The organism is Caballeronia terrestris, from assembly GCF_001544515.1.
GTDB lineage: Bacteria > Pseudomonadota > Gammaproteobacteria > Burkholderiales > Burkholderiaceae > Caballeronia > Caballeronia terrestris.
Genome location: NZ_FCOL02000025.1, coordinates 13,539 through 25,217, shown reverse-complemented (window position 1 = coordinate 25,217; position 11,679 = coordinate 13,539). Strand labels below are relative to the sequence as shown.

Below are 11,679 nucleotides of genomic sequence, written 5' to 3'. Positions count from 1 at the left end.
CCCCGAACCAAAGCCAATCAAGGAGTTCGCATGGCGCTCAAGGTGCGAGAGGGGAATGAAGCGGGACGTCGACGGGGAATGCAGGCGATTCAGGCGACCTTCGCCTTGCTGGCCGCGAGCGCGATCGGAAGCACGGCCGCGCACGCCGCGATGAATTTTTGCGCCGCGCCCGCGATGCAGTCGAGCGAGCGCACGAACGCCGATCCGGGCGTGAAGGCGCTGGTTGCGATGGTGCAATCGCACGTCAACGATCAGCCGAAGGCGCGCGCGAAACTACACACCGAAGGCACGCTGCCGCACGAGGGCATCTACGACGAGAGCGTCGAAGCGGAGAAGGACTTGGGCCTCATGCGCGACGCCGCGCTCGCGTGGCGCGCGACGGGCGACGAGCGCTATCTGCGGCTCGTCGACCGTTTCATGCTCGCGTGGGTCACGACTTACCAGCCGAGCTTCAACCCGATCGACGAAACCAATTTCGAGTCGCTGATCCTCGCCTACGATCTCACCGCGAGTGCGCTGCCCGTGCGCACGCGCAACCCGGCGAACGCGTTCATCACGAAGATGGTGACGGGCTACGTCGCCGATATCGACGAGCAGAAGCGGCCGCTCACGGGCACTTATCGCGACAACTGGCAGAGTCACCGGATCAAGCTGATTTCGATGGGCGCGTTCACCATCGACGACCGCAAGCTGATCAACGCGGCGCAGCGTCTCTACGTGGAGCATGTCGGCGACAACATCGCGCCGGACGGCTCGACCGTCGATTTCGCCGAACGCGACGCGCTGCGCTACGTCACCTACGATCTCCAGCCGCTCGTGACGGCGGCGCTCGCCGCGCGCCGTCACAACCGCAACTGGATCGCCGAGCGCGCACCGACGGGCGCGACGCTCGCGAGCGCGCTCAACTGGCTCACGCCTTACGCGCTCGGCACGCGGTCGCACGATGAATTCGTGCACTCGTCCGTTCCCTTCGACGCCAAGCGGCGCGAGGCCGGTCTGCCCGGCTATTCGGGCCAGTGGGACCCGAAAAACTCGGCTGAATTGTTTCATCTGGCGGCGCGTCTCGACGGCCGCTACGCGCCCGTTGCCTTGCGGCTCGCCCCGACGCCGCCGGCGTGGCTCGCGGTCTGCCTGCCGCTGGCGGCGCGCTCATCCTAATCCGTAATTTGCAATCGAAGCAGGAGCAGTCATGGCAGTCAGCGTTTTCGACCTTTTCAAAATCGGCATCGGTCCGTCGAGCTCGCATACGGTCGGGCCGATGCGCGCGGCACTGATGTTCGTGCAAGGGCTCGATCGCGACGGACTGCTCGACGCGGTGGCATCGGTGAAGTGCGAGCTGTACGGCTCGCTCGGCGCGACCGGCAAGGGCCACGGCACGGATCGCGGCGTGATGCTCGGCCTGATGGGCGACGCCCCCGATACCGTCGATGCCCAGACGATCAGCCCGCGGCTCGATACCGTGCGCATGTCGAAAAAACTGTCGTTGCTGGGCAAGCATGAGATCGGCTTCGTGCAGAAGGAGCACATCGGGTTTTATCGGCAGGCGCTCGCCGAGCATCCGAACGGCATGAAACTCCACGCCTTCGATGCGAGCGGCGCGTTGCTGCGCGAGGCGACTTATTTGTCGGTGGGCGGTGGTTTCGTCGTGACGGCGGGCGCGGCAAATACGGCGGTGCTGACAGCGCATGAACACTTGCCGTATCCGTTTTTGACCGGCGACGAGTTGCTGAAGATGTGCAACGAATCGGGCAAGTCGATCGCGCAACTCATGTGGGCGAACGAGCGCGTGTGGCGCAGCGAGGACGAGATCCGCTCGGGCCTGTTGCGCATCTGGGATGTGATGCAGGCGTGTGTAGCGCGCGGCTGCGGCATCGATAACCCGGAAGCCGATGGCAATCTGCCTGGGCCGTTTCAGGTCAAGCGCCGCGCGCCGCTGTTGTATCGCGCGCTGGTGGGCAAGCCGGAACAGGCGCTGCGTGATCCGCTATCGATGATCGACTGGATCAACCTGTATGCGATCGCGGTGAACGAGGAGAACGCGGTCGGCGGGCGCGTCGTGACGGCGCCGACCAACGGCGCCGCCGGGATCATTCCCGCTGTGCTGCATTACTACGACCGGTTCTTGCCGGGATCGAACTCGCAGGGCGTGGTGGATTTTCTGCTGACTGCGGCGGCAATCGGCATCCTTTACAAGATGAACGCGTCGATTTCGGGCGCGGAAGTCGGGTGCCAGGGGGAAGTGGGCGTCGCGTGCTCGATGGCGGCGGGCGCTCTTGCGGCCGTGATGGGCGGGACGCCAGCGCAAGTCGAGAACGCCGCCGAGATCGGCATGGAACACAACCTCGGACTGACGTGCGATCCCGTCGGCGGGATGGTGCAGATTCCGTGCATCGAACGGAATGCGATGGGATCGGTGAAGGCCGTCAACGCCGCGCGCATGGCGATGCGCGGGGACGGGTCGCATTATGTGTCGCTGGATTCGGTTATCAAGACGATGCGGGAAACCGGCGCCGATATGAAGACGAAGTACAAGGAGACGTCGCGGGGTGGGTTGGCGGTGAATATCGTGGAGTGTTGAGGCGCAAGCTGACGTGCTTCATGGGGAGCGGATCGGCAGCAAAGTCTGGAATTTCGGAGTCGTCTCAAAAATTTGAGTTAAATCCTATTCGTCGGTGATCTTGAAAAAGCGAACATGACGGCTCTTCAATCTGGAGCAGGACATGAGCCGCCGAATCGACCGTCGCATTTATCTGGGAAAGAGCTTGGCCTTTTTGGTTGGCGCATTGGTGAGCCTGTTCATGACCGAGCCGGCGATGGCCACCTGTAGTGAGTCCTCTCAGGACTCAGGGCGCATTACCATGCCTGCCAGTCTTGCTGTACCCCGCAACGTAGCCCCTGGCCAAATTTTGTGGGACAGCAATTGGCTTGCGAAATCGGGGAGTCCGGTGATTTGCAATAGTGCCGCGGATACTCGTTCATACACGTTTGGCAGCGCCAAGGTTTCAGTGCCTGGCTTCGACGCAGTGTACGAAAGCGGCATTCCAGGCGTCGGCATCAAGTCGGCGGTCGCTCTGGGAGCATCGCAACCCGCGGATATCAACGCCGCGAACTTGATTCGATACCCCGCTGTTCCGGAAGTAGCCGGTGCTGGGAGTTTCGATGCGGTGGGAAGCGTCCGCGTTCAGTTAATTGCCACGGGTCCTGTGTCAGCCGGTACGTCGAATCTTCCCAGCGCTTTTGGCGGGCAACTTTATAACGGAGCGACCCGGGGCATTGTTCTCCAACTGGCGAACGCTCGTTTTACGGTGACCGCGAAGGCCTGCACGGTCCAGAATTCCGCGTTGGCTGTGCCCGTCCCCAAGGCCAAGGTTTCCGATTTCGGCGCAGTTGGATCGACGGCGGGCGAAGCCACGTTCAGCCTCTCGCTCGATTGCCCCGCCGGCATCGCCGCGGCGATCACCTTCACTGACGCGTTCAACCCCGGCAACCGCACCGCGAACCTCACGCTCTCGCCGGATTCGAGTGCGGCCGGACTGGCCTACCAGATCGAGCAGGAATCGCGGATCATCGCGTACGGCCCGGATTCCGCCGATGCCGGCACGGTCAATCAGATCCCGCTCAACGCGCTGAACGCGCCCGGCGTGACAGTCGTGCCGTTCAAGGTGCACTACGTGAAGACCGGTTTGATCACGCCCGGATCGGCGAATGCGAAGGCCACCTTTACGTTGAGTTACCAGTGACCGGCCGGTGAAACCGGGCAACTCACCCCCCAATCAGATTCACCACCTTCACATTCCGCGTATCCGGCACTTCGGCATACGACAATACCTTCAACTGCGGCAAACTCCGTCGCAAGAACCGCGCAAGCATCGCGCGCAGCGAATGCTGCACCAATAATACCGGCGGCAGTCCCAGATTCTGCTGGCGCATGATCGCGTTCTGCGTCGAGTTCAGCAGAGTCTGCGCGAGCCCCGGCTCCAGTCCCGGATTCGCCCCCGTCGACAGCGCCTGCGACAACACCCGCTCCAGCATCGGATCAAGCCCCATCACCTGCAAGTCGCCATTGCCCGGATACCACTGCTGCGTGATTGCGCGGCCCAGCGCGAGACGCACGGCCGCTGTGAGATCGTAGGCATCGGCGATGCGCGGCGCGTGTTCCTGCACCGAATCGAGGATCGTGCGCATGTCGCGGATCGGCACGCCTTCGTCCAGCAGGTTCTGCAGAATCTTCTGCAAGGTCGTGAGCGCGATGGTCTTCGGCACGAGATCGTCGGTGAGCGACGGCGTGTCCTTGCCGATGCGCTCCAGCAGGGCCTGCACTTCCTGGCGCCCGAGCAGCTCGGCCGCGTGCGTCACGACGAGATGATTCAAGTGCGTCGCGACGACCGTGCTCGCATCCACCACCGTGTAGCCATAGACCTGCGCCTGTTCGCGCATGTTCGTATCGATCCACACCGCCGGCAGGCCGAACGCCGGGTCCTGCGTCTGCGTACCCGGCAGCGCTGCGGACACTTGCCCTGGATTGATCGCGAGCCACTGTCCCGGATACGCCTCGCCGACGCCCACTTCCACGCCCTTCAGCGCAATCCGGTAGCCGTTCGGCCGCAATTCGAGGTTGTCGCGGATATGAATCACCGGCGGCAGGAAGCCGATTTCCTGCGCGAACTTCTTTCGGATGCCCTTGATGCGCTTGAGCAACTCGCCATCCGTATTGCGGTCGACGAGCGGAATCAGCCGATAGCCAACTTCGAGGCCCAGCGGATCGATCAGCGCGACGTCGTCCCAGCTCGCTTCCGCGTTCTCGACCGGCGCGGCCGCAGCCGGCGCGATTTCTGCGATCGAACCGGTCTTCCGCTTTTCGGCGGCGCGCTTGTTCATCGTTCGCGCGGCGTAGATGAGCCCGCCTCCGAGCGACATGAAGGCGAAGTGCGGCATGCCCGGGATCAAGCCCATCACGCTGATGATCACGCCCGTGATCATCAGGACGCGTGGGTTGTTGAACAACTGGCCGGTCAACTGCGTGCCGATGTCTTCCTCGGTCGCGACGCGCGACACGATCACGCCGGCCGCGGTCGAGATGATGAGCGACGGGATCTGCGCGACGAGGCCGTCGCCGATTGTGAGCAGCGTGTAGTTCGTGGCCGCGTGGGAGAAGTCCATGTCGTGCTGGAGCATCCCGACGATCAGCCCGCCGACGATGTTGATCACCATGATCAGCAAGCCCGCGATCGCGTCGCCGCGCACGAACTTGCTCGCGCCGTCCATCGAGCCGTAGAACTCGGCTTCCTGCGCGACTTCGAGACGACGCTTCTTCGCCTGCTGCTCGTTGATGAGGCCGGCGTTCAGGTCGGCGTCGATTGCCATCTGCTTGCCGGGCATCGCGTCGAGCGTGAAGCGCGCGCCCACTTCGGCGATCCGCCCCGCGCCCTTCGTGATCACCATGAAGTTGATGATCATCAGAATCACGAACACGACGATACCGACCGCGAAATTCCCGCCGACGAGAAAGTGGCCGAACGCTTCGATCACCTGGCCGGCGGCATCAGGCCCGGAGTGGCCTTCGAGCAGCACGATACGCGTCGATGCGACGTTCAGCGACAGCCGCAGCAGCGTCGAAAAGAGCAGAACGCTTGGGAAGGCGGCGAAATCGAGCGGCTTTTGCGTGTACATGCTGACGAGCAGCACCATCACGGAAAGTGCGATGTTGAAAGTGAACAGCAGATCGAGCAGGAACGCCGGCAACGGCAAGATCATCATGCCGAGGATCATGCAGATCAGAATCGGGCCGGCGAGGGCCCGAATGTTCTGAGTGCCGAGCGCGTCGGGGCGTTTCGAGAAGAATCCAGCGCGCGCGTTCATGCTGCGGCTCCATCGGTTGGGTTGTCGGCAGCAAGCGCGTCGGCGGCTTCCTGTTCTGCTTCGGCGTCGGAGACGGCGCCCTTGTCGAGTTCCTTCGGCACGTCGAGCTCGGTCGGCTCGTCGGGCTTGTCGCCGCCGTCTTCCTTGAAGCGCTTCAACTGGTAGACCCACGCCAGCACCTGCGCGACGGCGCCGTACAGCGCACCCGGAATCTCGCGATTGATTTCGACGTTGTGATACAGCGCCCGCGCGAGCGGCGGCGCTTCGAGCAGCGGCACGTTGTGCTCGCGGCCGATTTCGCGGATGCGCGCGGCCACGAGATTCACGCCTTTCGCGACGACCTTCGGCGCGCGCATCTGGCCGTCGGCGTACTTGAGCGCGACGGCGAAGTGCGTGGGGTTCGTCACAATGACGTCGGCGGTCGGGATCGCGGCGATCATGCGGCGGCGGGCGGCGGCGCGCTGCTGCGAACGGATGCGGCCCTTGATGTGCGGATCGCCCTCGGCGTCCTTGTGCTCGCGCTTCACTTCTTCCTTGCTCATGCGCAGCTTTTTCGCGTGCGAATACATTTGCCAGGGCACGTCGAGCGCGGCGATCACGAAGAGACCTGCGATCGCCGTCCCGCAGCAGACGACGATCAGATGCATCGTCTCGGCAAGCGCGATGTCGAGCGGCTTGGTGGAGAGGCCGAGCACTTCGGCCTTGCGGCCCCACATCGTCCAGCCGGCCATCCCGCCTACAACGACCGTCTTCATCAGCGACATGCCGAGCTGAATCGGGCCGTCGATCGAGAAGATCTTCTTGAGGCCGCTGATCGGGTTGAGGCGCCCGAAGTTCGGCGCGAGGGTTTTGGTGGTGAGCAGCAGGCCGCCGATCGCCATCGGTGCGGTGAGGGCGGCGAGGCCGGTGAGCGCGAACACGGGCAGCAGGATCATGAAGCCTTCCTTGCTGGCGTTGCCGGCGCCGATCATCATCTGGTGGGTATCGAAGACGGTGGCGTGATCGAACGTGAACGCGCCGCGCAGGATGGACTGCATGTGCAGGCTCATCGGACCGGAAAAGACCCAAACGGCGGCGAAACCTGCGGCGAGGAGGGCGAACGAGGCGAAATCCCGCGAGCGCACGATCTGCCCTTCCTCGTGCGCCTTTTCGAGGCGTTTGGGGGTCGCTGACTCGGTCTTTTCGAGATCGCTATCGTCTGACACTGCGCTTCGCTCCGTGCTCCCCGGCGACATGCCGGATTGGGTTGACGGTGATTATTGCGAAAAGCGCAGGGTAACTATCGGGGGAGAAGGGGAGGGAAAGAGGGGTTATTCGGGTGATGGGGGTGCGAGTTCGGAGTGGCCGGGCGTGGTTTGCGCTCTCCCTTTCGCGCGTCGAGCCGCGAATTCTGCTTCGACCTCGTCGTCCGGACGGCCCAGACCGGCACGTAGCGAGGCGCGCGCGCCTTCTACCTTTTGACGCAGGAAATCGCCGTATTCGTCAGTCGCGATCAGGTTGGTTTGTCATCGGCATGCTTTCCTGGCGCCTCCACCGTCCCCGTCTCCCAATCAATCTGCCCGACGTCCCACCCGCCGCCGAGCGCCTTCACCAGCCCAACCGACGACACCATCCGCTGCCCCGCGATGCTCGCAAGTTTCTGCTGCGCGGTGAAAGCCGTCGTCTGCGCGGTCAAAACGCTGACAAAAGCCACCGTCCCCGCCTTGTACTGGTTGTTGACGATGGCCAGCGCCTGCTGCGCCGATTCCACCGCCTGCTGCTGAATCACGATCTCGTTCTCCAGAATCCGCAGCGACGCCAGATTGTCTTCCACGTCCTGAAACGCCGTCAGCACTGTCTGCCGGTAAGTCGCGACGTTCTGATCGTAGACAGCGCGTGCCGCGTCGGTCTGCGCGCGGCGCAAGCCGCCGTCGAAGATCGTCGCCGCGAGGTCGGGCCCGAGCGTCCAGAAGCGCGACGGCGCGCGCAACAACTGCGACAGCACCGTGCTCTGGAATCCACCCGACGCCGATAGCGTCAGCGTCGGAAAGAACGCCGCGATCGCGACGCCGATCTGCTCGTTCGCCGCCGCCGCCTTGCGTTCGGCGGAAGCGACGTCCGGCCGCCGCTCCAGAATTGCCGACGGCATCTGCGCGGGCACGGCCGGCGGCGTCGCGTTGAGCGGCGACGCGGGCAGCGAAAACGCCGACGCCGGCTCGCCGACGAGCACCGCGATCGCGTGCTCGTACTGCGCGCGCGCGACGCCGTTATCGATCGCCGACGCCTGCGCCGACTGCAACTGCGTCTGCGCCTGAATTACGTCCGCGCGCGCGACGATCCCCTGCGCGTACTGGTTCCGCGTGAGCTGCAACGAGCGCTGATAGGCGACGACCGTGTCATCGAGCAACTGCTGCTGCAAGTCGAGCGCGCGCAACTGGAAGTAGGTCTGCGCGAGCGTGGCCTGCGCGGAGAGGCGCGCGTTCGCGAGATCGGCGGCGGCGCTTTGCTCGCCCGCCTTCTGCGCGTTGACGGAGCGGCTGACGCTGCCCCACAGGTCGGGTTCCCAGGTGGCGTCGAGTGCGAGACTGTAGCTGTTGCCGATCGACGTCGAAGTATTAGTGGTCGAGCGCGCGCCGCTGCCGTATCCCGAGCGCGACCCCGACGCACTCGCGCCGACGATCGGAAAGTAAGCCGCGCGCGCCTCGCCGACAAGCGCTCGCGCCTGCCGGTAAGCCGCCGCGAACTGCGCGATGCTCTGGTTCGACGCGTTCAGCCGCGTTTCGAGATCGTCGAGCTGCGGATCGGCGTAGATCGCCCACCAGTTACCGCGATCGGCCTGATCGGCGGGTTGCGCGACTTTCCAGCCCTCGGGCGCTTCCCTATAGGACGCGGGAATCGCCGCCGACGGCCGCTGGTAATCGGGGCCGACCGCGCAGCCGGCGACGAGCAAGGCGAACGCCGACGCGAGAGCGAGAGCGGTGAAACGAGGCGTGACGGACTGAATGGGGCTGAACGGCATCTGCTTCTAGAATTCCTGTCGGAGCCGGAGGGATTCATCGAAAAGAATCGCGGCGAACCGAAATGGTAACGGAACGCCCGCGCAGAGCGGGCGCCAGGCAGACGTTAGCGTACCGGCTGGCCAGGCGCGTTGTGTTACCTGCCGGCGTGAATCGGTTACCGAGGGTTACGAGGGGGCGCTCAGCACTTGCCGTGCGAACAGGGCGTCGGGCCGGGAAGCAGCTTCGGCACGCGAGCCGGGGCGGGTTTCGGCGCGCGCCGCCGACGCTGCCGGTTTTCGAACCAGCCGAGACCCAGCACCGCGAACGAACCGCCCGGCAGCAGGAACACGATGACATACAGCGCGAGTTTCCACGACTTCAGATTCGGCGGAACGACGTGTCGGGAGGCGCTGGCGATCGTGCTGCTGACAGTGCCGAAACGTCGGCGGGCGGTGCGTGCAAAGCGGGTCATGGGAATCCTTCGGGCATCGTCGCGGCGATGCGTCTTGCGTGAAACGGCGTCAAAACATGGTGTCGGGCGGCGCGAAATCCGCGTAACTCGGTGTCTCAAATAATATTGACTGTGCAAGTAATTTTCAAGATACTCCTCAGCACATTTTTAAGACCGTTGTTTTAGACGGACGCGCTGGGTAAGGCGCGCGCATTAAAATGCCTCGCCCGCGACGTTTTGTCCTACCGACCGAGCAATTGATGAGCAGCGAACCCCTCTACGACCCGGCTTCGATCCAGTTGGAGACGAGCCTCGGCTACTACCTGGCGAAGGCCCGCAACGTGCTGATCGCGCGTACGGATCAGGCGTTGAAGCCGCTCGATCTGACCTCGCAGCAGATCGGCGTGATCATGATGCTGGCGTCGGGGCGTGCGCGCACGCCGCTGGAGCTGTCGCGGGAGATGTCGTACGACAGCGGGTCGATGACGCGCATGCTCGACCGGCTGGAGAAGAAGGGCTTCGTCACGCGCGGACGCAGCGATGCGGACCGGCGGGTGGTCGAACTGAAGCTGACCGAACGCGGCGCCGATGCCGCCACGCGCCTGCCAGTGCTTGGAGCGGCAGTGCTGAACGAGCAGCTGGCGGGCTTCAGTCGCGCGGAACTCGATACGCTGACGAGCTTGCTAGGGCGATTGATCGAGAACTCGCCATTGTGCGGCTTTGTCGAGGACGATTCGCCCTGAAGCTGGACGCTGAGACAAGTTTCGCGCCCTGATAACTGTCTGGGCAGAGAATGCCGCTGCATCGAAAATATCGGAGACTTTTACTATGGCCGCAACCGCCGCGCCTCCCGACGAAAAGAAGCCCGCGCCGATCACCGGCGGCCTGCTCGCGCTGCTCACGATGGGCCTCGCCCTCGGCACGTTCATGGAAGTGCTCGACACGTCGATCGCGAACGTCGCCGTGCCGACGATTTCCGGCAGCCTCGGCGTCGCGACGAGCGAAGGCACATGGGTGATCTCGTCGTACTCGGTGGCATCGGCGATCGCGGTGCCGTTGACGGGCTGGCTTGCGCGGCGCGTTGGCGAGGTCAAGCTGTTCACGATTTCCGTCGTGCTCTTCTCGATCGCTTCGGCGCTGTGCGGACTCGCGCATAACTTCGAATCGCTGATCGCGTTCCGGCTCTTGCAAGGGCTTGTGTCCGGCCCGATGGTGCCGCTCTCGCAGACGATTCTGATGAGAAGTTATCCGCCGGAAAAACGTGGCCTCGCGCTCGGCCTCTGGGCGATGACCGTGATCGTCGCGCCGATCTTCGGCCCGGTGATGGGCGGATATATCACCGACAATTTCAGTTGGCCGTGGATCTTCTACATTAACGTGCCGATCGGCCTCTTTTCGGCGCTCATCGCGTATTTCCTGCTTCGCGGCCACGAGACGAAAACGACCAAGCAGCGCATCGACGCGGTCGGTCTCGCGCTACTCGTGATCGGCGTGTCGAGCCTGCAGATGATGCTCGACCTCGGCAAGGATCACGATTGGTTCAATTCGAGCTTCATCGTCGCGCTCGCGATCGTCGCGGCGGTCGCGCTGGCGTTCATGTTTGCGTGGGAAATCACGGAGAAAGAGCCGGTCATCGACCTCTCGCTCTTCCGCGACCGCAATTTCGCGATGGGCGTGCTGATCACGTCTCTCGGATTTCTGGCGTTTTTCGGCTCGGTCGTCGTGTTGCCGTTGTGGCTGCAGACGGTGATGGGCTACACGCCAGGGCTCGCGGGCCTCGCGACCGCGCCGGTCGGCATTCTCGCGCTCGTGATTTCGCCGGTGCTCGGGCGCAACATGCATCGGCTCGATCTGCGCGTGGTGGCGAGTTTCGCGTTTCTCGTGTTCGCGTTCGTGTCGCACTGGAACTCGACGTTCACGCTCGATACGCCGTTCAGCCAGATCGTGGTGCCGCGGCTGATTCAGGGCATCGGCGTGGCGTGCTTCTTCGTGCCGATGACGACGATCACGCTCTCCAGCGTCCCCGACGACCGGCTGGCCGGTGCGGCGGGGCTGTCGAACTTTCTGCGGACGTTGTCGGGCGCGATCGGGACGGCGGTCAGCACGACGTACTGGGAGAACGACATGATTCGCCACCACGCGGTGCTGACCGAATCTGTGAGCGCTTACTCAGCGAATACGAGCGCTTACACGGGTGCGTTGTCGGATTTGGGGCTGGCGGGACAGGCGCTGACGGCACAGCTAGACAGGGTTGTGACCGCGCAGGCGTACATGATGTCGACGAACGATTTTTTCCGGATCTCGTTCTATGGATTTCTGGGGCTGGCGGTGCTGGTGTGGCTGACGAAGCCGAGGAAGGGCGCGGGGCCGTCGATGGGGCATTGATCGACC

The 11,679-nt window shown here is 63.9% G+C and carries 9 protein-coding genes; 5 read left to right on the top strand and 4 right to left on the bottom strand.

All coding sequences use genetic code 11. From position 1 onward, the window contains the following. The first annotated feature begins 78 nt into the window (after window positions 1-78). The 3 genes from AWB67_RS20370 to AWB67_RS20360 all read left to right on the top strand — a co-directional run bounded on the left by AWB67_RS20370 (window position 79) and on the right by AWB67_RS20360 (window position 3,740). Window positions 79-1,158: an alginate lyase family protein gene (locus tag AWB67_RS20370; protein ID WP_087658083.1), complete on the top strand. Its 1,080-nt coding sequence runs from the start codon at window positions 79-81 to the stop codon at window positions 1,156-1,158. Between the two features lie 31 nt (window positions 1,159-1,189). Continuing rightward, window positions 1,190-2,578, top strand: a complete 1,389-nt coding sequence (locus AWB67_RS20365; RefSeq protein ID WP_087658041.1) for an L-serine ammonia-lyase — start codon at window positions 1,190-1,192, stop codon at window positions 2,576-2,578. 142 nt (window positions 2,579-2,720) lie between these two features. Next, window positions 2,721-3,740 (top strand): fimbrial protein, encoded by a 1,020-nt coding sequence (locus tag AWB67_RS20360; RefSeq protein WP_087658040.1) that lies wholly within the window; start codon window positions 2,721-2,723, stop codon window positions 3,738-3,740. A 22-nt stretch (window positions 3,741-3,762) separates the two neighbouring features. Here AWB67_RS20360 and flhA read toward each other — a convergent pair whose 3' ends face one another. The 4 genes from flhA to AWB67_RS20340 form a co-directional block, all read right to left on the bottom strand. Continuing rightward, window positions 3,763-5,859 (bottom strand): flagellar biosynthesis protein FlhA, encoded by a 2,097-nt coding sequence (flhA, locus tag AWB67_RS20355; protein WP_087658039.1) that lies wholly within the window; start codon window positions 5,857-5,859, stop codon window positions 3,763-3,765. After that, window positions 5,856-7,064 (bottom strand): flagellar biosynthesis protein FlhB, encoded by a 1,209-nt coding sequence (gene flhB / locus AWB67_RS20350; protein WP_087658038.1) that lies wholly within the window; start codon window positions 7,062-7,064, stop codon window positions 5,856-5,858. Before flhB ends, flhA begins: the two co-directional genes overlap by 4 nt. Before the next feature lie 287 nt (window positions 7,065-7,351). After that, on the bottom strand, window positions 7,352-8,857 hold the full coding sequence (locus AWB67_RS20345; protein WP_087658037.1) for an efflux transporter outer membrane subunit: 1,506 nt from the start codon (window positions 8,855-8,857) through the stop codon (window positions 7,352-7,354). A gap of 179 nt (window positions 8,858-9,036) precedes the next feature. Beyond that, window positions 9,037-9,309, bottom strand: a complete 273-nt coding sequence (locus AWB67_RS20340; protein ID WP_087658036.1) for a hypothetical protein — start codon at window positions 9,307-9,309, stop codon at window positions 9,037-9,039. Between the two features lie 239 nt (window positions 9,310-9,548). Here AWB67_RS20340 and AWB67_RS20335 point away from each other — a divergent pair, with 239 nt between their 5' ends. Further along, window positions 9,549-10,031: a MarR family winged helix-turn-helix transcriptional regulator gene (locus tag AWB67_RS20335; RefSeq protein WP_087658035.1), complete on the top strand. Its 483-nt coding sequence runs from the start codon at window positions 9,549-9,551 to the stop codon at window positions 10,029-10,031. 85 nt (window positions 10,032-10,116) lie between these two features. After that, complete coding sequence (locus AWB67_RS20330; RefSeq protein ID WP_087658034.1) at window positions 10,117-11,673, top strand: DHA2 family efflux MFS transporter permease subunit; 1,557 nt, start codon at window positions 10,117-10,119, stop codon at window positions 11,671-11,673. Window positions 11,674-11,679 lie beyond the last annotated feature (6 nt).